General features: G+C 73.0%; 25 protein-coding genes. 7 read left to right on the plus strand and 18 right to left on the minus strand.

Translation table 11 applies throughout. The features are described 5' to 3' along the window. Window positions 1–37: 37 nt before the first annotated feature. The 9 genes from trpA to hisI form a co-directional block, all read right to left on the minus strand. The gene (trpA, locus tag JNO44_RS13600; protein ID WP_067352702.1) at window positions 38–868 is read right to left on the minus strand and encodes a tryptophan synthase subunit alpha; all 831 of its coding nucleotides are present in this window, start codon (window positions 866–868) and stop codon (window positions 38–40) included. Continuing rightward, window positions 868–2,130, minus strand: a complete 1,263-nt coding sequence (gene trpB, locus JNO44_RS13605; protein WP_073445084.1) for a tryptophan synthase subunit beta — start codon at window positions 2,128–2,130, stop codon at window positions 868–870. The genes trpA and trpB overlap by 1 nt, the downstream gene beginning before the upstream one ends. 105 nt (window positions 2,131–2,235) lie before the next feature. Beyond that, window positions 2,236–2,442: a tryptophan biosynthesis modulator TrpM gene (gene trpM / locus JNO44_RS45150; RefSeq protein ID WP_420882642.1), complete on the minus strand. Its 207-nt coding sequence runs from the start codon at window positions 2,440–2,442 to the stop codon at window positions 2,236–2,238. A 31-nt stretch (window positions 2,443–2,473) separates the two neighbouring features. Then, the gene (gene trpC / locus JNO44_RS13610; RefSeq protein WP_205364285.1) at window positions 2,474–3,283 is read right to left on the minus strand and encodes an indole-3-glycerol phosphate synthase TrpC; all 810 of its coding nucleotides are present in this window, start codon (window positions 3,281–3,283) and stop codon (window positions 2,474–2,476) included. Between the two features lie 199 nt (window positions 3,284–3,482). Next, window positions 3,483–3,923: a DUF2752 domain-containing protein gene (locus JNO44_RS13615; protein WP_205364287.1), complete on the minus strand. Its 441-nt coding sequence runs from the start codon at window positions 3,921–3,923 to the stop codon at window positions 3,483–3,485. A 127-nt stretch (window positions 3,924–4,050) separates the two neighbouring features. Next, entirely contained in the window at window positions 4,051–4,293 is a 243-nt protein-coding gene (locus JNO44_RS13620; RefSeq protein WP_073445087.1) for an HGxxPAAW family protein, read from the minus strand. Window positions 4,294–4,378: 85 nt separating this feature from the next. Then, window positions 4,379–5,032, minus strand: a complete 654-nt coding sequence (locus tag JNO44_RS13625) for a TIGR02234 family membrane protein (RefSeq protein WP_205364289.1) — start codon at window positions 5,030–5,032, stop codon at window positions 4,379–4,381. 55 nt (window positions 5,033–5,087) lie between these two features. Further along, on the minus strand, window positions 5,088–6,623 hold the full coding sequence (locus tag JNO44_RS13630) for an anthranilate synthase component I (protein WP_205364291.1): 1,536 nt from the start codon (window positions 6,621–6,623) through the stop codon (window positions 5,088–5,090). Between the two features lie 11 nt (window positions 6,624–6,634). Continuing rightward, window positions 6,635–7,054, minus strand: a complete 420-nt coding sequence (hisI, locus tag JNO44_RS13635; protein WP_205364293.1) for a phosphoribosyl-AMP cyclohydrolase — start codon at window positions 7,052–7,054, stop codon at window positions 6,635–6,637. 32 nt (window positions 7,055–7,086) lie between these two features. Between hisI and JNO44_RS13640 the strand changes: the two genes are divergently transcribed. Further along, window positions 7,087–7,305: a hypothetical protein gene (locus JNO44_RS13640; RefSeq protein WP_205364295.1), complete on the plus strand. Its 219-nt coding sequence runs from the start codon at window positions 7,087–7,089 to the stop codon at window positions 7,303–7,305. A 90-nt stretch (window positions 7,306–7,395) separates the two neighbouring features. Continuing rightward, a complete protein-coding gene (locus JNO44_RS13645; protein WP_039637439.1) occupies window positions 7,396–8,028 on the plus strand; it encodes a TIGR03085 family metal-binding protein in 633 nt (210 codons plus the stop codon). A 65-nt stretch (window positions 8,029–8,093) separates the two neighbouring features. On the opposite strand, the gene JNO44_RS13650 is transcribed toward JNO44_RS13645, so the two are convergent. After that, entirely contained in the window at window positions 8,094–8,993 is a 900-nt protein-coding gene (locus JNO44_RS13650) for a LysR family transcriptional regulator (RefSeq protein WP_073445091.1), read from the minus strand. Between the two features lie 95 nt (window positions 8,994–9,088). Between JNO44_RS13650 and JNO44_RS13655 the strand changes: the two genes are divergently transcribed. The 3 genes from JNO44_RS13655 to JNO44_RS13665 are packed head-to-tail and all read left to right on the plus strand — an operon-like array spanning window position 9,089 to window position 12,519. Further along, window positions 9,089–9,829 (plus strand): succinate dehydrogenase, encoded by a 741-nt coding sequence (locus tag JNO44_RS13655; protein WP_073445092.1) that lies wholly within the window; start codon window positions 9,089–9,091, stop codon window positions 9,827–9,829. 3 nt (window positions 9,830–9,832) lie between these two features. Next, window positions 9,833–11,779 carry a fumarate reductase/succinate dehydrogenase flavoprotein subunit gene (locus tag JNO44_RS13660; RefSeq protein WP_205364296.1) on the plus strand — a complete coding sequence of 649 codons (1,947 nt, stop codon included), beginning with the start codon at window positions 9,833–9,835 and terminating at the stop codon, window positions 11,777–11,779. Beyond that, entirely contained in the window at window positions 11,776–12,519 is a 744-nt protein-coding gene (locus JNO44_RS13665) for a succinate dehydrogenase/fumarate reductase iron-sulfur subunit (RefSeq protein WP_039637432.1), read from the plus strand. Before JNO44_RS13660 ends, JNO44_RS13665 begins: the two co-directional genes overlap by 4 nt. Window positions 12,520–12,620: 101 nt before the next feature. Here JNO44_RS13665 and hisF read toward each other — a convergent pair whose 3' ends face one another. Genes hisF through hisD form a run of 8 tightly spaced genes read right to left on the minus strand, consistent with a single transcriptional unit; the run spans window position 12,621 to window position 18,503 of the window. Next, window positions 12,621–13,376 carry an imidazole glycerol phosphate synthase subunit HisF gene (gene hisF / locus JNO44_RS13670; RefSeq protein WP_039637431.1) on the minus strand — a complete coding sequence of 252 codons (756 nt, stop codon included), beginning with the start codon at window positions 13,374–13,376 and terminating at the stop codon, window positions 12,621–12,623. 5 nt (window positions 13,377–13,381) lie between these two features. Next, window positions 13,382–13,792 carry a Rid family hydrolase gene (locus tag JNO44_RS13675; protein ID WP_073445094.1) on the minus strand — a complete coding sequence of 137 codons (411 nt, stop codon included), beginning with the start codon at window positions 13,790–13,792 and terminating at the stop codon, window positions 13,382–13,384. Window positions 13,793–13,831: 39 nt separating this feature from the next. Continuing rightward, window positions 13,832–14,563 carry a bifunctional 1-(5-phosphoribosyl)-5-((5-phosphoribosylamino)methylideneamino)imidazole-4-carboxamide isomerase/phosphoribosylanthranilate isomerase PriA gene (gene priA, locus JNO44_RS13680; protein ID WP_039637427.1) on the minus strand — a complete coding sequence of 244 codons (732 nt, stop codon included), beginning with the start codon at window positions 14,561–14,563 and terminating at the stop codon, window positions 13,832–13,834. Next, a complete protein-coding gene (gene hisH, locus JNO44_RS13685; protein ID WP_235093079.1) occupies window positions 14,560–15,261 on the minus strand; it encodes an imidazole glycerol phosphate synthase subunit HisH in 702 nt (233 codons plus the stop codon). Before hisH ends, priA begins: the two co-directional genes overlap by 4 nt. Next, a complete protein-coding gene (locus JNO44_RS13690; RefSeq protein ID WP_039637423.1) occupies window positions 15,252–15,416 on the minus strand; it encodes a hypothetical protein in 165 nt (54 codons plus the stop codon). Before JNO44_RS13690 ends, hisH begins: the two co-directional genes overlap by 10 nt. Next, window positions 15,416–16,021: an imidazoleglycerol-phosphate dehydratase HisB gene (gene hisB / locus JNO44_RS13695; RefSeq protein ID WP_205364299.1), complete on the minus strand. Its 606-nt coding sequence runs from the start codon at window positions 16,019–16,021 to the stop codon at window positions 15,416–15,418. The genes JNO44_RS13690 and hisB overlap by 1 nt, the downstream gene beginning before the upstream one ends. Then, window positions 16,018–17,142: a histidinol-phosphate transaminase gene (locus tag JNO44_RS13700; RefSeq protein ID WP_205369777.1), complete on the minus strand. Its 1,125-nt coding sequence runs from the start codon at window positions 17,140–17,142 to the stop codon at window positions 16,018–16,020. Before JNO44_RS13700 ends, hisB begins: the two co-directional genes overlap by 4 nt. A gap of 35 nt (window positions 17,143–17,177) precedes the next feature. Continuing rightward, window positions 17,178–18,503 carry a histidinol dehydrogenase gene (hisD, locus tag JNO44_RS13705; protein ID WP_073445098.1) on the minus strand — a complete coding sequence of 442 codons (1,326 nt, stop codon included), beginning with the start codon at window positions 18,501–18,503 and terminating at the stop codon, window positions 17,178–17,180. Window positions 18,504–18,896: 393 nt separating this feature from the next. Between hisD and JNO44_RS13710 the strand changes: the two genes are divergently transcribed. Both JNO44_RS13710 and JNO44_RS13715 read left to right on the plus strand, forming a co-directional pair. Then, the gene (locus JNO44_RS13710; protein WP_205364301.1) at window positions 18,897–20,498 is read left to right on the plus strand and encodes an oxidoreductase; all 1,602 of its coding nucleotides are present in this window, start codon (window positions 18,897–18,899) and stop codon (window positions 20,496–20,498) included. A gap of 104 nt (window positions 20,499–20,602) precedes the next feature. Further along, window positions 20,603–21,340, plus strand: a complete 738-nt coding sequence (locus JNO44_RS13715) for an LON peptidase substrate-binding domain-containing protein (protein ID WP_205364303.1) — start codon at window positions 20,603–20,605, stop codon at window positions 21,338–21,340. The last annotated feature ends 33 nt before the right edge of the window (window positions 21,341–21,373 follow it).

A 21,373-nucleotide genomic window follows, 5' to 3' on the forward strand; every position in this document is an offset into this window, starting at 1 on the left:
GCTCCGAGGTTCGCTCGATCGGACGATCCCGCCGGGGTCAGTCCCGGGTCGCGCCGCGCCGGCGCACGCCGTCGCCGAGTTGGCCGGCGAGGGTCCGCACCGCGGCGAGTCCGGCGTCAATGTCGCCGTCGGCCGCCAGCAGGCACTTGACGAACGCCGAGCCGACGATCACACCGTCGGCGAAGGCGGCCACCTCACGGGCCTGCTCGGCGTTGGAGACGCCGAGCCCGACGCAGACCGGCAGGTCGGTGGTGGCACGGGTGCGGGCCACCAGGTCCTCCGCCTCGCGGCCGACGGAGGCGCGGGTGCCGGTGACGCCCATCAGGGAGGCGGCGTAGACGAAGCCGCTGCCGGCCGCGGTGATCTTGGCCAGCCGCTCGTCCCGGCTGCTCGGCGCCACCACGAAGACGGTGGCCAGGCCGTGCTGCTCGGCGGCCTTCCGCCAGACCTCGGACTCCTCGACCGGGAGGTCCGGCAGGATGCAGCCGGCGCCGCCCGCTTCGGCGAGGTCGGCGGCGAACCGCTCGACGCCGTAGCGGTCGACGGGGTTCCAGTACGTCATGCAGAGCACCGGCGCCCCGGTGGCGGCGTGCACCTCGCGGACCGTGCGGAGCACGTCGGTGATCCGGATGCCGGCGCGCAGCGCGATGTCGTCGGCGGTCTGGATCACCGGGCCGTCCAGGACCGGGTCGCTGTGCGGCAGCCCGACCTCGACGATGTCGCAGCCGCCGTCCAGCATCTCGGTCATGGCCCGGATGCCGCCGTCGATGGTGGGGAAGCCGGCCGGGAGGTAGCCGACCAGCGCGGCCCGGTCCTCGGCGCGGGCCTGCGCCAGGACGGACGTCAGGAGTTCGATGTTGCCCGCCATCACTTGTCCCCCTCGCCGGTCTGGTCGTCGTTGCCGTAGAGCCCGAAGTAGCGGGCGGCGGTGTCCATGTCCTTGTCGCCGCGCCCGGAGAGGTTGACCAGCAGCAGGCCGTCGGGGCCCAGCTCCCGGCCGACCTCCAGGGCGCCGGCCAGCGCGTGGGCGCTCTCGATGGCCGGGATGATGCCCTCGGTGCGGGACAGCAGCCGCAGGGCCTGCATCGCCGCGTCGTCGGTCACCGCGCGGTACTCGGCGCGGCCGACGTCCTTGAGGTAGGCGTGCTCGGGGCCGATGCCGGGGTAGTCCAGGCCGGCCGAGATCGAGTACGGCTCGGTGATCTGGCCGTCCTCGTCCTGGAGGACGTAGGAGCGGGAGCCGTGCAGGATGCCGGGGGTGCCCTCGGTGAGGGTGGCGGCGTGCTCACCGGTCTCGATGCCGTGACCGCCGGGCTCGCAGCCGATCAGGCGGACGCCGGTGTCGGGCAGGAAGGCGTGGAACAGGCCGATGGCGTTGGAGCCGCCGCCGACGCAGGCCAGGGCGGCGTCCGGCAGCCGGCCGGTGCGCTCCAGGATCTGACGGCGGGCCTCGACGCCGATGACCCGGTGGAAGTCGCGGACCAGGGCCGGGAAGGGGTGCGGGCCGGCGACCGTGCCGAAGAGGTAGTGGGTGCGGTCGACGTTGGCGACCCAGTCGCGGAACGCCTCGTTGATGGCGTCCTTGAGGGTGCGGCTGCCGGACTTCACGGCGATGACCTCGGCGCCGAGCATCCGCATCCGGGCGACGTTCAGGGCCTGCCGCTGGGTGTCGACCTCGCCCATGTAGATGGTGCATTCGAGGCCGAAGAGGGCGCAGGCGGTGGCGGTGGCGACGCCGTGCTGGCCGGCGCCGGTCTCGGCGATGACCCGGGTCTTGCCCATCCGCTTGGTGAGCAGCGCCTGGCCCAGCACGTTGTTGATCTTGTGCGAGCCGGTGTGGTTGAGGTCCTCGCGCTTGAGGAACACCCGGGCCCCGCCGGCGTGTTCGGCGAACCGCGGCACCTCGGTGAGCGCGCTGGGCCGGCCGGTGTAGTTGACCATCAGGTCGTCGAGCTCGGCGGCGAACGCGGGGTCCGCCTTGGCCTTCTCGTACTCGGCGGCGACCTCGTCCACCGCGGCGACCAGCGCCTCGGGGATGAACTTGCCGCCGAAGGCGCCGAAGTAGCCCTCGGCGCTGGGCACTTGGCCTTCCGGATCGGGAAGGAAGAAACGGGAACTTTCGGAGGACATCTGGGCACTCCTCAACCAGGGCGTACCGCCCCGGAGGTCCGGTTTATCGGGATGAGGTGACGACTGCTGTGCGCAGTGACGCGCCGCCGCTACGGGGACGGCGCCTCAGCGCACGGTCCCCGGACGCCATCGCATCCCGTTGATCTGGCCCGGTTCGGAGCCGATGTGGTACCGGACCCGGCGTCCCCGGATCCGCCGGCCGGGTGCCCGGCAGCCACGGTGCCACGAGGGCAGCGCGTTCGGCGACCCCCCGCTCGAACGACGTCGCGAGCGGACGAGCTTGGCCACGGGGCGGCGGGGGGCGGCGGTCATCTCGGTCTGCCCTGTCCTCGGGTGGCCGGGGTCAGTCCCGGCCGTGCCGGATCGCCGGGTGGGAGCCGGCCGCGACCAGGTCGGCGACCGCGGTCCTGGGGTCCTTGCCGGTGACCAGCGACTCGCCCACCAGGACGGCGTCGGCGCCCTCGTTGGCGTAGGCGATCAGGTCGTGCGGGCCGCGCACGCCGGACTCGGCGACCTTGACGATGTGGTCGGGGATCTCGGGGGCGACCCGAGCGAAGGTGCCCCGGTCGACCTCCAGGGTCTTGAGGTTGCGGGCGTTGACCCCGATGATCCGGGCGCCGGCGTCCACCGCGCGCTGCACCTCGTCCTCGTCGTGCACCTCGACCAGCGGCGTCAGCCCGATCGACTCGGCCCGCTCGATCAGCGAGACCAGCGCCTCCTGCTCCAGCGCCGCGACGATCAGCAGCACGAGGTCGGCGCCGTAGGCCCGGGCCTCCCAGAGCTGGTAGGCGGTGACGATGAAGTCCTTGCGCAGGACCGGGATGTCCACCTTGGCGCGGACGGCTTCCAGGTCGGCCAGCGAGCCGCCGAACCGGCGCTGCTCGGTGAGGACGGAGATCACCGCGGCGCCGCCCGCCTCGTAGTCGGCGGCCAGGCCCGCGGGGTCGGCGATCGCGGCCAGCGCGCCCTTGGACGGGCTGGAGCGCTTGACCTCGCAGATCACCCGGACGCCCTCGCCCTTCAGCGCGGCGACGCCGTCCTTGGCCGGTCGCGCCTTGCGGGCCCGTTCCTTGAGCTCGTCGAGGCCGACGCGCGCCTGCCGCTCTGCGAGGTCGGCGCGGACTCCGTCGATGATCTCATCGAGCACGCTCACGCGAGCGGCCTCCTATCTGCACGGTGGAGGTGGACAGCGACCTGTGGGACTCAACCACTGCCCCGGCCGGTTCTCCGATGGTATCCGCCGCCGGGGTCAGGTCCCGCATCCGGTTGACCGTGATCCCAGAACCTGGACATCTCCGGGATTCCCGGTGGTTCGCCCCGGGGGCGAGCCGGGCCGCACCGCGCGCCGCGCCTCACGGGCGCAGCCCGGCGCCGAAGGGGAGGTTGCGGACGACCGTGAAGGCCAGCAGCAGGGCGCCCAGCGCCCACCAGTGGGCCGGTCGGGGCCGCGGACCCGCGGTGGGCCGCCCGCGCGCCGCGCGGGCCAGCCAGACCAGCCAGAAGAGCGCGAACGCGACGTACCCGGCCACCGCGGGGGCGTTGGCGGCGAGCGCCGCGAGCAGGTCGCCGTGCGCGATGGCGTGCGCGCTGCGCAGCCCGCCGCAGGCCGGACAGAGCAGGCCGGTGAGGTGCCGCAGCGGGCAGACCGGGTAGTGGCCGGGTTCGTTGGGGTCGATCACGCCGACCCAGGTGAAGGCGGCGGCCACCGCCGCCAGGGCGCCGACCGGTGCCGCGAGCCGGCGCACCGGGCCGCGGGAGACGTCCGGTCGCAGCGGGACCACGGGATCGCTCACGGTGCCGATGGTGCTACCGGACGCGAGAAGGCGCAGCTTCTCGGCCGCCGTACGGGGCACGGGTCGTGCGGGGGCACGGGCCGTACGCGGCGGGAAGCAGCGCCTTCGGGTTCCCGACGAGCGGGGCTCAGCCCTCCTGGGGCTGGGCCTTGGCCGGGGCGACCTTGGCGGAGCGCTTGGGCTCCTGGCCCATACCGGCGGCGCGCATCAGGCCACCCACGACGGCACCGGCGGCGATCAGCACCATGCCCGCCCAGAAGCCGGCCACGTTGGCCATCACGATGAAGGCACCGGCCACACAGAAGCCGATGAACGCGATGATGACGCCGGTCCAGGCGGCGGGGGTGTGTCCGTGGCCACTGCTCGACATGGAGTGCTCCTCGTTGCTCTGTCGCGCCGGGGTCCGGGCGCGCGAATGTCGTCGTCCATTGTCACCGATGCCGGACGGGACCCTCTTACCGGGTGGGGTCCTCGCCGCGGTCCAGGGACTTCCAGATCTCCTCGGGGCGCTCCAGGTCCGGCGCCGCCGGGGCGCGCCGCGGGCCGCGGGCGCCGCCGGGGGTGCGCTCGTACCGGCCCGACATCGCGGGCCAGGAGCGGCCGAAGACCAGGGCCAGCACCCCGGCCAGGAGCAGCAGCAGGCCGCCGGCGGCAGCCACCCAGGGCCAGACGGTGTGGGTGACGTGATGCACATCGGCGCCGGCCAGGCCGACCGCGTCGGCGGCCTTCTCGCGCAGCGCCGAGGTGTCGGCGTTGCCGAGCGCGGCGGCGACGATGACGCCCAGGCCGCTGAGGGCCAGCAGCGCGGCGACCACGATCCGGCCGACCCGGCGGACCGCGAAGACCGCGACCAGGGCGGCCAGGCCGACCACCGCCAGCGCGCCGGGCACCCCGGTCACGTCGGCGCCGGTCACGGTGCGCGGCAGTTCGCCCTGGGCCAGCACCGCGGTGCCCCGGGCCCAGATGCGGCCGGAGGCCAGCAGCGCCAGGCCGGCGCCGGCGGCGCCGAGCAGCAGCGCCAGGGCGAGGGAGCGCTTGGCGCTGCGCGCGGGCCGGGCCGGGGTCGGGGCCGGCTCGGTGTCGGTACGGGGCTGGGGTGCGGCACTCACGCGTACCACTATCGCCTACCGGCCGGGGCGGGCCGGCGCGCGGGGGTGCGCGGGATCATTTCCCCAGGTGGTTGGCGGTGTGGACGGCGCGGAGGACGGCCGCGGCCTTGTTGCGGCACTCGGTGTCCTCGGCGACCGGGTCGGAGTCGGCGACGATGCCGGCGCCGGCCTGGACGTAGGCGGTGCCGTCGCGCAGCAGGGCGGTGCGGATGGCGATGGCGGTGTCGGAGTCGCCGGCGAAGTCCAGATAGCCCACGCAGCCGCCGTACAGGCCGCGCCGGGTCGGCTCCAGCTCCTCGATGATCTGCAGGGCGCGCGGCTTGGGGGCGCCGGAGAGGGTGCCGGCGGGGAAGCAGGCGGTGAGCACGTCGAAGGCGGTGCGGTCGGCGGCGACCGTGCCGGTGACCGTCGAGACGATGTGCATGACGTGGCTGTAGCGCTCGACGGACATGAAGTCGACGACCTCGACGCTGCCCGGTTCGCAGACCCGGCCCAGGTCGTTGCGGCCCAGGTCCACCAGCATCAGGTGCTCGGCGCGCTCCTTGGGGTCGGCCATCAGCTCGTCGGCGAGCGCCTGGTCCTCCTGGACGGATGCGCCGCGCGGGCGGGTGCCGGCGATCGGGTGCACCATCGCCCGGCCGTTCTCGACCTTGACCAGCGCCTCGGGGCTGGAGCCGACCACGTCGAAGGGGCGGCCGTCCGCGCCCTCGAAGCGGAAGAGGTACATGTAGGGGCTGGGGTTGGTGGCCCGCAGCGCGCGGTAGACGTCCAACGCGCTTGCCGTGCAGGGCGTTTCGAACCGCTGGGAGGGCACCACCTGGAACGCCTCGCCGGCCCGGATGCGCTCCTTGACGTCCTCGACGGCGGCCATGAAGGAGTCGGCGCCCCACTTGCCGGTGTACGGGGGCACGGCGGACGGCGGGAGGGCTGCGGCGCTGGCGGGCGCGGGGCGGGCGAGGTCGTCGGCCATCGCGTCCAGCCGGGCCACCGCGTCCGCGTACGCCTCGTCGACGCCGGTCGCCAGGTCGTTGTGGTTGATCGCGTTGGCGATCAGCAGGACCGTGCCGCTCCAGTGGTCCAGCACGGCGAGGTCGGAGGTGAGCAGCATGGTGAGCTCGGGCAGGCCGAGGTCGTCGGTGGTGTGCTCGCCGACCTTCTCCAGGCGGCGCACGACGTCGTAGCCGAGGTAGCCGACCATGCCGCCGGTGAACGGGGGCAGCCCCTCGCCCTCGATGAGGTCGCGAGGGGTGTGCAGGGTCTCGACGGTGGCGCGCAGCGCGGCGAGCGGGTCGCCGTCGGTGGGGACGCCGACCGGCGGGGTGCCGAGCCAGTGGGCCTGCCCGTCGCGGGCGGTGAGCGTCGCGGCACTGCGCACGCCGATGAACGAGTATCGCGACCACGTACGGCCGTTCTCGGCGGATTCGAGCAGGAAGGTGCCGGGGCGCTCGGCGGTGAGCTTGCGGTAGAGGCCGACCGGGGTGTCGCCGTCCGCCAGGAGGCGCCGGGTGACGGGGATGACCCGTCGGTCCTTGGCGAGCGTGCGGAAGGTGTCGAGGTCCGGCGCGGCGGTGCCGGTGGTTCCCGTGGTCATGGCAGCGGAGCTTACTGGGAAGGGTGGGTGGGAGAGGAGGCGCCGGCGGGGGTCGCGGCGGCCAGCACGTCCTCGTCGAAGCAGGTGCGGGCGCCGGTGTGGCAGGCGGCGCCGACCTGGTCGACCTTGACCAGGACGGTGTCGGCGTCGCAGTCCAGGGCGACGGACTTGACGTACTGGGCGTGCCCGGAGGTGTCGCCCTTGACCCAGTACTCCTGGCGGCTGCGGGACCAGTAGGTGCAGCGGCCGGTGGTGAGGGTGCGGTGCAGCGCCTCGTCGTCCATCCAGCCGAGCATCAGCACCTCGCCGGTGTCGTACTGCTGGGCGATGGCCGGGAACAGGCCGTCGGCGCCGCGCTTGAGGCGGGCGGCGACGGCGGGGTCCAGACCGGGGGTGGTGGGATCGGGGGTGGTGGCGCGGCTGCTGGTCATGGGTCCATTGTGCCGTGCGGCATCCTGCTGGAATGGAACAGCAGCCGCCCCCGGACGCAGGCACGGCTCCGCGCGCTCCCGGCTCCGGGGAGACCTCCGGCGCCGGGCCGGGCGGTGCCGCGCGCCCCGCCGCGCCACGGCCGCCGGACCCGGACCGGGTGGCGAAGGTGGCGCTGCGGGTGATGGTGGCGGTGTTCGCGGCGGCGCTGGTGGCCGCGGTGGTGGTGGGGGTGCTGGTGCTGCGGGGGTGACGGTGGCCGCACGGCGCGGTGGGGCCCCGCCCGGTGGTGAGGGGGGTGTGCGCCGTGGCAGGCCGGGCGGGGCAGTCGTAGGCTGGCCGTATGTCGACCCATGCGAAGCGTGAACGGCTCCTTCTGGCCGACTTGTTGGAGAGCGCGGGCCCCGAGGCGCCGACGCTGTGCGAGGGCTGGACGACGCGGGATCTGGCCGCGCACGTGGTGGTGCGCGAGCGGCGCGCCGACGCGTCCGCGGGGATCGTGGTCAAGCCGCTGGCGGCGCGGCTCGCGCGGGTGCAGGCCGAGTTCGCGGCGAAGCCGTACGAGGAGCTGCTCCAGCTCATCAGGACCGGTCCGCCGAAGATGTCCCCGTTCGCACTCAAGCAGGTCGACGAGGCGTCCAACACCGTGGAGTTCTACGTCCACGCCGAGGACGTGCGGCGGGCCCAGCCGGACTGGTCGCCGCGCGAGCTGGACCCGGTCTTCGCGGACGCGCTGTGGGTGCGGCTGGAGCGGGCGGCCCGGGTTCTGGGCCGGAAGGCGCCGGTGGGGGTGGTGCTGCGGCGGCCGGACGGGCAGACCGCGGTGGCGCACCGGGGCACCCCGGTGGTGACGGTCACCGGTGAGCCGGGCGAGCTGACGCTGTTCGCCTTCGGCCGGCTGGACGCGGCGAAGGTGGAGCTGGACGGGGACGAGGACGCGGTGGCGAAGCTGCGGGCGGCGCAGCTGGGGGTCTGATCTCGGGGTGCGCCGGCCCCTGACCTGGGGTGTGCCCTGAGGCGCCGGCTGCGCGAGCGCGCCCCTCAGGGCGTGCCGTCCGCCAGGTGTGCGCGCAGGATGCGGTCCAGTTCGCGGGCGGCGCGCGGCGGTGAGACGTCGCCGCGGTGCGCGACCGAGACCACCCGGTGCATGCCGGGGGTGGCGAACGGGGTGACGCGCAGCCCGGAGCGCTCGGCGACCATGCTGGGCACGACGGCGATGCCGAGCCCGGCCCGGACGAAGCCGAGGACGGCGTCCATCTCGCCGCCCTCGACGGTGAAGGTCGGTTCGAAGCCGGCCGCGCGGCACGCGGCGGTGGTGAATTCCCGCAGGTCGTAGCCGCGGCGGAACATCGCCAGCGGACGGCCGCGGAGGTCCTCGACGCGGATCCGGGTGCGCCGGCCGGCCACCGGTGCCGGGCGGCCCGGGGCGGAGACCACCACCAGTTCCTCGCGCAGCAGCTCCGCGGTGGCCAGCGCCGGCGCCTGGCCGGGCAGCGGGGTGATGATCAGCGCCAGGTCCAGCTCGCCGTCGGCCAGGGCCCGGACGAGGTCCTGGGAGCCGTCCTCGCTGACGATCAGGTCGACGCCCGGGTAGGTGGCGTGGAAGGCGCTCAGCACGTCCGGGACGAGGCTGGCGCAGAGGCTGGGCGGGGCGCCGAGGCGGAGCCGGCCGCGGCGCAGCTGGGCGACCTCCTGGACCTCGCGGCGGGCGGTCTCGGTGTCGGCGAGGATCCGGCGGGCCAGCGGCAGCAGGGTCTCGCCGGCGTCGGTGAGGGTGATGTGGCCGCGGGCGCGGTGGAACAGCTCGGCGCCCAACTCCCGTTCCAGGGCGCGGATCTGCTGGGAGAGCGAGGGCTGGGCGACGTGTTCGCGTTCGGCGGCGCGGGTGAAGTGGCGGGTGTCGGCCACGGCCGTGAAGTAGCGGAGCTGCTGCAACTGCATAAGAGGAATATAAAGCAGCGATAGGGACAGCCTATGGAGATCAGCTGGACCATGTCTTGGACCGATCGGGTCGTTCGGCCCTAGCGTCCGGAGTCATGGCACTGGCAACGCGGACGGACCGACGGCCGTCGTCGCATCAGCGCAGGGGCGGTGGTCGGCCTCCGGGCGGGCGCACCCTGTGGGACAGCTCCGTCGGCAAGAAGACGGTCATGGCCGTCAGCGGCGTGATCATGCTGCTGTACCTGGTCGCCCATGTGATCGGCAACCTCAAGATCTTCTTCGGTCCCGGGGAGTTCAACCACTACGCGCACTGGCTGCGCACCGTCGGCGAACCCTTCATGCACTACGAGTGGACGCTGTGGCTGGTCCGCGTCGTGCTGGTCGTCGCCGTGGTCGCGCACGCCGTCTCCGCGTACCAGCTCAGCCGCCGCGACATCAGGGCGCGCCCCACCGGGTACGTCCACAAGAAGCCCCGGGCGAGCTACGCCACCCGCACCATGCGCTGGGGCGGGATCATCCTCGGCCTGTTCATCGTCTGGCACATCCTCGACCTGACCACCGGCACCGTGCACCCGGGCGGCTTCCAGCCGGGCCACCCGTACCAGAACGTCGTGGACACCTTCTCCACCTGGTACGGCAACGTCATCTACCTCGTCGCGATGCTCGCTCTCGGCCTGCACGTCCGGCACGGCTTCTGGAGCGCCGCGCAGACCCTCGGCGCCGGCAGCCGGAGCCGCGACCGCCTCCTGAAGACCGTGGCGAACCTGCTCGCGCTGGTGCTGACCGCGGGCTTCATCGCCGTCCCCGTCGGCGTCATGACCGGATTGGTGAGCTGACCCATGACCTACTCCGACTTCGCGACCGGGGAGCCGGTCGCCGACACCACGGCCCCGGCCGGCCCGATAGCCGAGCGCTGGGACACCCGGCGCTTCGAGGCCAAGCTGGTCAACCCGGCCAACCGCCGCAAGCACACCGTCATCGTCGTCGGGACCGGACTGGCCGGCGGCTCGGCCGGCGCCACCCTGGCCGAACAGGGCTACCACGTCGTCCAGTTCTGCTACCAGGACTCGCCGCGCCGGGCCCACTCCATCGCCGCGCAGGGCGGCATCAACGCGGCGAAGAACTACCGCAACGACGGCGACTCCGTCCACCGTCTCTTCTACGACACCGTCAAGGGCGGCGACTTCCGCGCCCGCGAGTCCAACGTGCACCGGCTCGCCCAGGTCTCCGTCGAGATCATCGACCAGTGCGTCGCCCAGGGCGTCCCCTTCGCCCGCGAGTACGGCGGCCTCCTCGACACCCGCTCCTTCGGCGGCGTCCAGGTCTCCCGCACCTTCTACGCCCGCGGCCAGACGGGACAGCAGCTGCTGCTCGGCGCCTACCAGGCACTCAGCAGGCAGATCGCGGCGGGCAACGTCGAGATGCACCCGCGCACCGAGATGCTCGACCTGATCGTCGTCGACGGACGGGCGCGCGGCATCGTGGCGCGGGACCTGATCACCGGGAAGATCTCCAGCTACTTCGCCGACGCGGTGGTGCTGGCCTCCGGCGGCTACGGCAACGTCTTCTACCTGTCGACGAACGCCATGAACTCCAACGCCACGGCGGTCTGGCGGGCGCACCGGCGCGGCGCGTACTTCGCCAACCCCTGCTTCACGCAGATCCACCCGACCTGCATCCCGCGCACCGGTGACCACCAGTCCAAGCTGACGCTGATGAGCGAGTCGCTGCGCAACGACGGCCGGATCTGGGTCCCGAAGGCGAAGGGCGACACCCGCCCGGCGAACGAGATCCCCGAGGACGAGCGCGACTACTACCTTGAGCGGATCTACCCGTCCTTCGGCAACCTCGTGCCCCGCGACATCGCCTCCCGCGCCGCGAAGAACGTCTGCGACGAGGGCCGCGGCGTCGGCCCCGGCGGACAGGGCGTCTACCTCGACTTCGCCGACGCGATCGCGCGCATGGGCCGCAAGGCCGTCGAGGCCAAGTACGGCAACCTCTTCGAGATGTACCAGCGGATCACCGACGAGGATCCGTACCGGGTGCCGATGCGCATCTACCCGGCCGTGCACTACACGATGGGCGGGCTGTGGGTCGACTACGACCTCCAGACCACCGTCCCGGGCCTGTTCGCGATCGGCGAGGCCAACTTCTCCGACCACGGCGCCAACCGGCTGGGCGCCAGCGCCCTGATGCAGGGCCTGGCCGACGGCTACTTCGTCCTGCCGTCCACCATCAACGACTACCTGGCGCGCAACCCGCACCAGAAGACCGTCACCGCCGACCACCCGGTGGTGACGGAGGTGCTGGCCGAGACCGAGGACCGGCTGAACCTGCTGCTCGCCGTCGACGGCGACCGCACCCCGGACTCCTTCCACCGCGAGATCGGCGAACTCATGTGGGAGTACTGCGGGATGGCCCGCACCGACGAGGGCCTGCGCAAGGCGCTGGACCGGATCCCGCAGATCCGCGAGGAGTTCTGGCAGCGCATCAAGGTGCCCGGCACCGGTGAGCAGTTCAACCAGTCGCTGGAGAAGGCCAACCGCATCGTCGACTACCTGGAGCTCGCCGAGCTGATGTGCCTCGACGCACTGCACCGCCGCGAGTCCTGCGGCGGCCACTTCCGGGAGGAGTCGCAGACCCCCGACGGCGAGGCCGCCCGCCGGGACGAGGAGTTCTCCTACGCCGCCGCCTGGGAGTTCACCGGCACCGGCGCGGCCCCCACCCTGCACAAGGAAGACCTGGTCTTCGAGTACGTCCACCCCACCCAGCGGAGCTACGCATGAAGCTCACCCTGCGCGTCTGGCGGCAGCAGAACGCCGACGCCGACGGCGCCATGTCCACGTACGAGGTGGACGGCGTCTCCCCCGACATGTCCTTCCTGGAGATGCTCGACACCCTCAACGAGGAGCTCATCCTCACCGGTGAGGACCCGGTCGCCTTCGACCACGACTGCCGGGAGGGCATCTGCGGGGCCTGCTCGCTCGTCATCAACGGCGACGCGCACGGCCCGGAGCGGACCACCACCTGCCAGCTCCACATGCGGTCCTTCGAGGACGGCGACACCATCGACGTCGAGCCGTGGCGGGCCGCGGCCTTCCCGGTCGTGAAGGACCTGGTCGTCGACCGCTCGGCGTTCGACCGGATCATCCAGGCCGGCGGCTACGTCACCGCGCCGACCGGGGCCGCCCCCGAGGCGCACGCCACGCCGGTGCCCAAGCCGGACGCCGACTTCGCCTTCGAGCACGCCGAGTGCATCGGCTGCGGCGCCTGCGTCGCGGCCTGCCCCAACGGCGCGGCGATGCTCTTCACGTCCGCGAAGGTCAACCACCTCAACGTGCTGCCGCAGGGCGCGCCGGAGCGCGCGTCCCGGGTGCTGGACATGGTGGCCCAGATGGACGAGGAGGGCTTCGGCGGCTGCACCCTGGCCGGCGAGTGCGCCACCGCCTGCCCCAAGGGCATCCCGCTGTTCAGCATCACGAAGATGAACCGGGAGTTCCTCCGGGCGGCGCGCAAGGGCCGCTGAGCGCACCGCCGGCCCACCGACCGCCGAGCACGCGACGGGCCCCCTCCGCAGGACGCGGCGGGGGCCCGTCGCGTGCCGTGGGCGGGCGCCGGGCGCGCCGGTCACCGCACCGGGTGGCCGGCCTCCCGCAGCGCGTCCTTGACCTGGCCGATGCGCAGGTCGCCGAAGTGGAAGACGGAGGCGGCCAGCACGGCGTCGGCGCCGGCCGCCACGGCGGGCGCGAAGTCGGCGAGCTTGCCGGCGCCGCCGGAGGCGATCACCGGGACGCTCACGTGCCTGCGGACCGCCTCGATCATCTCCACGTCGTAGCCGTCCTTGGTGCCGTCGGCGTCCATGGAGTTCAGCAGGATCTCCCCGGCGCCCAGCTCCGCGGCGCGGTGCGCCCACTCGACGGCGTCGATCCCGGCCGAGCGGCGGCCGCCGTGCGTGGTGACCTCGAACGTCCCGGCGGCGGTACGGCGGGCGTCCACGGACAGCACCAGCACCTGGCTGCCGAAGCGCTCGGCGATCTCCTTGATCAGCTCCGGGCGGGCGATCGCCGCGGTGTTGACCCCGACCTTGTCGGCGCCGGCCCGCAGCAGCTTGTCGACGTCCTCCGCGGTGCGCACCCCACCGCCGACGGTCAGCGGGATGAAGACCTGCTCGGCGGTGCGGCGGACCACGTCGTAGGTCGTCTCGCGGTTGCCGGAGGAGGCGGTGATGTCGAGGAAGGTCAGCTCGTCGGCACCCTCCTCGCCGTAGACCTTCGCCATCTCGACCGGGTCCCCGGCATCGCGCAGGTTCTGGAAGTTGACGCCCTTGACGACGCGGCCGTTGTCGACGTCCAGGCAGGGAATGACGCGGACCGCCAGGGTCATGTCGTTCAGCCCTCTCGCTCGGTTTCCGGGGACAGGTCCCGGAACGCTTCTAGTTCTACTTCCACCAGGACGCGGGAGTCGACGAAGCCGGAGACCACGACCACGGTCGTGGCGGGCGGCGCGGCTTCGAACAGCTCGCGGTGGGCGCGGGCGGCGGCGTCCGCGTCGCGCAGGTGGGTCAGGTACATCCGGGTGCGCAGCACCTCGGCGACGCCCACCCCGAAGGGTTTGAGCGCCGCCAACGCGTTCCCGAAGGCGACCTTGGTCTGGACGTAGGGGTCGCCCTCGCCCTGGAGGACGCCGCCGACCAGCGGCATGGTGCCGGAGACCAGGACCCGGTCGCCGGCCGCCACCGCACGCGCGAAGCCAATGGTCTCTTCCCAGGGACTGTCGGTCCGTACGCGCTCGATGCTCATCACGCCGCCTCCCATGTGGCCGGTTGCGGCACCCGCGGTCTACGACACGGCCGCCAGTGCCTCTTCGAGGGTGAACGCCTTCGCGTAGAGCGCCTTGCCGACGATGGAGCCCTCGACACCCTCCGGCACCAGCGCGGCGATCGCCCGCAGGTCGTCGAGGGAGGAGACGCCGCCGGAGGCGACGACCGGGCGGTCGGTGGCCGCGCAGACGTTCTTCAGCAGCTCCAGGTTGGGGCCCTGGAGCGTGCCGTCCTTGTTGATGTCGGTGACGACGTAGCGGGCGCAGCCCTCGGAGTCCAGGCGGGCCAGCGTCTCGTAGAGGTCGCCGCCGTCGCGGGTCCAGCCGCGGCCGCGCAGGGTCGTGCCGCGGACGTCCAGGCCCACCGCGATCTTGTCGCCGTGCTCGGCGATGATCTTGGCGACCCACTCCGGGTCCTCCAGCGCCGCGGTGCCGATGTTGACCCGGGTGCAGCCCGTGGCCAGCGCGGCGGCCAGCGAGTCGTCGTCGCGGATCCCGCCGGACAGCTCGACCTTGATGTCCATGGAGCGGGCTACCTGGGCGATCTGCGCGCGGTTGTCGCCGGTGCCGAAGGCGGCGTCCAGGTCGACCAGGTGCAGCCACTCGGCGCCGGCCGCCTGCCAGGCCAGCGCGGCCTGCAGCGGGTCGCCGTAGGAGGTCTCCGAGCCGGACTCGCCGTGCACCAGGCGGACGGCCTGGCCGTCGCGGACGTCGACGGCGGGCAGCAGTTCAAGCTTGTTCGCAGCGTTCACAGCGTTTCGATCCAGTTGGTGAGGAGCTGGGCACCGGCGTCGCCGGACTTCTCGGGGTGGAACTGGGTGGCCCACAGCGGGCCGTTCTCGACCGCGGCCACGAACGGCTCGCCGTGCGTGGACCAGGTGACCTTGGGGGCGGCGAGGGCGGCGTTGCCGATCTCCAGCTCCCAGTCGTGGACCGCGTAGGAGTGCACGAAGTAGTAGCGGGCGTCGGCGGGCATCCCCGCGAACAGCCGCGAGCCCTCGGCGGGGCGGACGGTGTTCCAGCCCATGTGCGGGACGACCTCGGCCTTGAGCGGGCCGACCGTGCCGGGCCACTCGTCGAGGCCGTCGGTCTCCACGCCGTGCTCGATGCCGCGCCCGAAGAGGATCTGCATGCCGACGCAGATGCCCATCACCGGACGGCCACCGGACAGCCGGCGGCCGACGACCCAGTCGCCGCGGGCCTCCTTCAGCCCGCGCATGCACGCGGCGAACGCGCCGACGCCGGGCACCAGCAGCCCGTCGGCGTTCATCGCGGTGTCGTAGTCGCGGGTGATCTCCACGTCCGCGCCGACGTGTGCCAGGGCGCGCTCGGCGGACCGGACGTTGCCGAAGCCGTAGTCGAAGACGACGACCTTCTTGGCGGCCCTACCCGAGGACTGCTGCCCCGCGGACTGCCGCCCGGGGGACTGCTGCGCGGCGCTCAATTCCATACCTCCAGTCGCAGCACACCGGCCGCCAGGCACATCGCCGAGGCGATGGCCATCAGGATGATCACGCTCCTGGGGATCTTCTGCTTCCAGAACGAGTAGACCCCACCGAGGAGGAAGAGACCCACCAGGATGAAGACGGTGGACAGGCCGTTCATCAGAGGGCGCCCTTCGTGGAGGGCAGAATGCCGGCCGCGCGCGGGTCGCGTTCGCTGGCGTAGCGCAGGGCCCGGGCCAGCGCCTTGAACTGGCACTCCACGATGTGGTGGGCGTTGCGGCCGTACGGGACGTGGACGTGCAGCGCGATCTGGGCCTGGGCGACGAACGACTCGAGTATGTGCCGGGTCATCGTGGTGTCGTAGGTGCCGATCATCGGCGCCATGTTCTCCGGCTCGGTGTGCACCAGGTAGGGGCGACCGGAGAGGTCGACGGTGACCTGGGCCAGCGACTCGTCCAGCGGGACGGTGCAGTTGCCGAAGCGGTAGATGCCGACCTTGTCGCCGAGCGCCTGCTTGAAGGCGGCGCCCAGCGCGAGGGCGGTGTCCTCGATGGTGTGGTGGGTGTCGATGTGCAGATCGCCGTCGGTCTTGACCTTGAGGTCGAAGAGGCCGTGCCGGCCGAGCTGGTCGAGCATGTGGTCGTAGAAGCCGACGCCGGTCGAGACATCGACCTGGCCGGTGCCGTCGAGGTCGATCTCGACCAGCACCGTCGTCTCCTTGGTGGTGCGCTCCACGCGCCCCACGCGGGCGGTATCCCCGCTCATCGCTTGTTCTCCTTCAGGCTGCGTTCTTTGAGCACCGCGCGCACCGCTTCCAGGAACGCGTCGTTCTCGGCCGGGGTGCCGGCGGTGACCCGCAGCCAGCCCGGTACGCCGTTGTCGCGGACCAGCACGCCGTGGTCGAGGATGGCCTGCCAGACGGCGTGCGCGTCGTCGAAGAGGCCGAACTGGACGAAGTTGGCGTCCGACGCGACGACCTGGCAGTCGAGCGCGCGCAGTTCGGCGACCAGGCGGTCCCGCTCGCCCTTGAGCTGCGCGACGTACCCCAGGAGCGTATCGGTGTGCTCCAGGGCGGCGAGCGCGGTGGCCTGGGTGACGGACGAGAGGTGGTACGGCAGCCGGACCAGCTGGACGGCGTCGACCACGGCCGGGTCGGCGGCGAGGTAGCCCAGCCGGAGCCCGGCGGCGCCGAACGCCTTGGACATCGTCCGGGAGAGCACCAGGTTCGGCCGGCCCTCGATCAGCCGCAGCAGCGACGGGTGGTGGCTGAACTCGACGTACGCCTCGTCGACCACCACCAGCGCCCCCGCGGTGTCCGCCCGGGCGGCCTGCGCCGCCTCGTACAGCGCGAGGACGGTGTCGGCCTCGACGGCGGTGCCGGTGGGGTTGTTCGGCGAGCAGACGAAGACCACGTCGGGGCGGTGCTCGGCGATGGCCGCCCGGGCCGCCTCCACGTCGATGGTGAAGTCGTCGTTGCGCGGGCCGGAGATCCAGCCGGTGCCGGTGCCGCGCGAGATCAGCGCGTGCATGGAGTACGACGGCTCGAAGCCGAGCGCGGTGCGGCCGGGGCCGCCGAAGGTCTGCAGCAGCTGCTGGATGACCTCGTTGGAGCCGTTGGCGGCCCACACCTGCTCGGTGGTGACCGCGTGGCCGGCGGTGCGGGTGAGGTAGGCGGCCAGCGCGGTGCGCAGCTCGATCGCGTCCCGGTCGGGGTAGCGGTTGAGGTGGCGGGCGGCCTCGGTCACCCGCTCGGCGATCCGCCGCACCAGCGGCTCGGGGAGCGGGTAGGGGTTCTCGTTGGTGTTGAGGCGCACCGGGACGTCCAGCTGCGGCGCGCCGTAGGGGGACTTGCCGCGCAGCTCGTCCCGGACGGGGAGCTCGTCCATACGGGACACCGGGGAGTTCTTGGTCACGTGCCTGCTCACTTGCTCTGGGGGACCGTCCAGTCGAACCTCGCCTTGATCGCCGCGCCGTGGGCCGGGAGGTCCTCGGCCTCGGCGAGGGTCACCACATGGTGGGCGACCTCGGCCAGCGCCTCCCGCGAGTAGTCCACGACGTGGATGCCGCGCAGGAACGACTGGACGGACAGGCCCGAGGAGTGGCAGGCGCAACCGCCGGTGGGCAGGACGTGGTTGGAGCCGGCGCAGTAGTCGCCGAGGGAGACCGGGGCGTGCGGGCCGACGAAGATCGCGCCGGCGTTGCGGACCCGGGCGGCGACCGCGGCGGCGTCGGCGGTCTGGATCTCCAGGTGCTCGGCGCCGTAGGCGTCCACCACCTTCAGGCCCTCGTCGAGGCCGTCCACCAGGACGATCGCGGACTGCCGGCCGGACAGCGCCGGCACGATGCGGTCCTCGACGTGCTTGGTGGCCTCGATCTGCGGGGCCAGCTCCTTCTCGGTGCGGTCGGCCAGCTCCTCGGAGTCGGTGACCAGGACCGCGGCGGCCATCGGGTCGTGCTCGGCCTGGCTGATCAGGTCGGCGGCGACGTGGACCGGGTCGGCGGTGCGGTCGGCGAGGACCGCGATCTCGGTGGGCCCGGCCTCGGAGTCGATGCCGATCCGGCCCTTGAGGAGGCGCTTGGCGGCGGCGACGTAGATGTTGCCGGGGCCGGTGACGAGGGCGACCGGGGCGCACTCGTCGGTGCCGTACGCGAACATCGCGACGGCCTGGGCGCCGCCCGCGGCGTAGACCTCGTCGACGCCGAGCAGGGCGCAGGCAGCCAGGATCGTGGGGTGCGGCAGCCCTGCGAAGTCGGCCTGCGGCGGGGAGGCGACGGCCAGCGAACCGACGCCGGCCTCCTGGGCGGGGACGACGTTCATGACGACGGAGGAGGGGTAGACCGACCGGCCGCCGGGGACGTAGAGGCCGACCCGCTCGACCGGGACCCAGCGCTCGGTGACCGTGCCGCCGGGCACCACCTTGGTGGTGACGTCGGTGCGCCGCTGCTCGCGGTGGACGATCCGGGCGCGCCGGATGGACTCCTCCAGGGCGGCACGGACCTTCGGGTCCAGCGCGTCGAGGGCCTCGGTGAGGGCCTCGACCGGGACCCGGACCCGCTCGATCTCGACACCGTCGAACCGCCGCGCGTAGTCGATCAGCGCCGCGGTGCCGCGATGGCGTACGTCCTCGCAGATCGGCCGCACCTGCTCCAGGGCGGCTTCCACGTCGAACTCGGCACGGGGCAGCAGGTCGCGCAGGGCGGCACCCTCGGGGAGGGCGGCGCCACGCAGATCGATTCGGGAGATCACTCCCCCAGTGTCTCAGACCCGCCGATGCCCCCGAGCGGCCGTATCACTCAGTGATACGCAGTGACACGCGGGCCGGACCGCCTACGGACCGGTCCGAGAAGTTGACCGGAGTTGGCCCTGACCACGCGTGTTCAACCGGTCACCGGGCGGGCAAGGGGTCGGTGCGGGCGTACCGGGAGGCTCCCGGGGCGGGCACCGGAGCGCCCGCCGGGACACGCCCGAACAGGTATCGCGACCGGATGCCGACCGTCCGGGGCGCGGGCCCCGGCCGCCGGACGCCCCGGAGTGGGCGACCGCCGCACCGCAGCACCGCACGGCGACCACCGGACGACCAGCGATCGACCACCACAGGCGGCCTGCCGGCAGGCACCGCGAGAGCGAGGGGGAGCCACAGTGACCGGAGCCAGGGACGGCGACGCGCCCGCCGACCTGCGACTGACGTCCGCGGAGTGGAGCATGTGGCAGGCGTTCCGCAACGGCAGCACCTGCAACCTCAGCAGCGGCGAGCCGTCCCGGGACGACCCGCACGGGCAGCACCTGTGGGGCCCGGAGCGCCGGGTCCGGGCCCGGGTGGTGGCGCTGCTGCTGCTCGACGGGCCACCGGCGCAACCGGGCCGGGTGCCCGGGCTGAAGCTCACCGGTGCGTACATCACGGACACTCTCGACCTTGCGGGCGGCACGATCAAGCCATTCGTGGAGCTGCGGGACTGCCGTTTCGAGGCCGAGGTGCTGCTGCCGGAGAGCCGCTTCACCACCCTGCGGATGGTGAACTGCGCGATACCCCGGCTGGAGGCGGCCCGGCTGCACACCGAGGGCGATCTGCACCTGCCGCGCTGTGTGGTGCACTCCGGGATCCGGCTGACCGACGCGCACATCGGCACCGATCTGATGCTCAATCAGGTGGTGGTCCACAAGGACCGGCAGGGCCGCTCGATCATGGCGGACGGGATGACCGTCGCCCAGGACCTCCAGGCGGAGATGCTGGAGTCCTACGGCGAGCTGTCGCTGCGCGGCGCCACCGTCGGGGTGTCGCTGAGCCTGCGCGGCAGCCATCTGAGCAATCCGTTCGGCCGCCGGGCGCTGAACGCCCCCCAGCTGACCGTCGAGCGGACCCTCTACCTCACCGCCGCGGGCCTGGCCAACTCCCCGTTCTCCAGCGGTGCCACACCCCCGTACGGGATCACCCACACCCCCGCCCGCGGCACCCGGATGCAGCGCTTCGAGTGCGAGGGCGGGGTGCGGCTGGACGACGGACGGTTCGGGGACGCGGTGGACCTGGAGCACGCCCGGTTCATCATGGAGTCCGACCAGGAGCTGTCGCTGCGCCGCATCCAGACGCCGGAGCTGCGGTTCCTCGGCGAGCGCCCGCAGCGCGGCCGGGTGATCCTCTCCGGCGCCCGGGTCGTCAACCTCGTCGACAAATCGGCGAGCTGGCCCGGGCTGGGCGGGCTGATGATGGCCGGCTTCTCCTACGAGACGCTGATCCCGCGCGGCCACTTCCCGCTGGCGCTGCGGCTCCAGTGGGTGGCCGCGGCGACGCCGGAGTACGCACCCGAACCGTACGAGATGCTGGCCGCCTCGCTGCGCGCGATGGGCGAGGACGCGGACGCCCGGGAGGTGCTGCTGGCCAAGCAGCGGCGACGGCGCGAGACGCTGCCGCTGGCGGCGAAGGCGTGGGGCTTCCTCCAGGACTGGACGGTGGCCTACGGCTACCGCCCGGGGCGGGCCACGGTGTGGATGGCGATCCTGTGGGCGATCGGCACCGCGTACTTCGCCTCGAACCCGCCGCCGCCCCTCAAGCACGACGAGGCGCCGCCGTGGAACCCCTACCTGTACTCCCTGGACCTGCTGCTGCCGGTGATCGACCTCTATCAGGGCGGCGCGTGGAAACCGGGCGGCGCCGCCCAGTGGGTGGCGGCGGTGATGATCATGGCCGGGTGGGTGTTGGCGACGACGGTCGCGACCGGCGCGTCCCGGTTGCTGCGGCGGCAGTAGGGCCGGTTTCGCGGGGGCGGGAGCGCCCGGCGGGACCCGGTGGACGGGCCCGAGCCGGGTGCGGGTGATGGCGCACCCAGGCACAGGCTCTAGGCTTACGGGCTGTGTCCTCCCTGCGTCTGCCGCTGTTCCCGCTCAACTCGGTGCTGTTCCCGGGTCTGGTGCTGCCGCTGAACGTCTTCGAGGCGCGCTACCGGGCGATGATGCGCCATCTGCTGGAGCGGCCCGAGGACGACCGCCGGTTCGCGGTGGTCGCCATCCGGGACGGCCGCGAGGTGGCGTTCACCGCGCCGGGGCTGCCGGACGCCACCGCGCCGACCGCCACCGGCCCGGCCGCGGGCTTCGGCGACGATCCGGTCCGGGCCTTCCACGCCGTCGGCTGCGTCGCGGACGCGGCCACCATCCAGGAGAAGTCGGGCGGCGGCTACGAGGTCCTGGCCACCGGCACCACCCGCTTCCGGCTGCTGTCGGTGGACGCCTCCGGGCCGTATCTGACCGCTGAGCTGGAGCCGCTGGAGGAGGACCACGGGGAGGGCGCGGGCGCGCTGGCCTCCGGCGTGGTGCGTGCCTTCCGCACCTATCAGAAGCGGCTGGCCTGGGCGAACGAGCGGACCCTCGCCAGCGGCCAGGACCTGCCCGCCGACCCGGCGGTGCTGTCGTACCTGGTCGCCGCCGCGGCGGTGCTGGGTGTGCCGGCCAAGCAGGAGCTGCTGGCGGCGCCGGACACCGCGGACCGGCTGCGGCAGGAGCTGAAACTGCTTCGCCAGGAGGCGGCGGTGATCGGTAAGCTCCCGTCGCTGCCGGCCGTGGAGCTGACCCGGCAGCCGACCAGTCCCAACTGACACACCGGCTCGCGGGTCTCCGGTCCCGAGGCC

Source organism: Streptomyces noursei (genome assembly GCF_016917755.1).
GTDB lineage: Bacteria > Actinomycetota > Actinomycetes > Streptomycetales > Streptomycetaceae > Streptomyces > Streptomyces yunnanensis.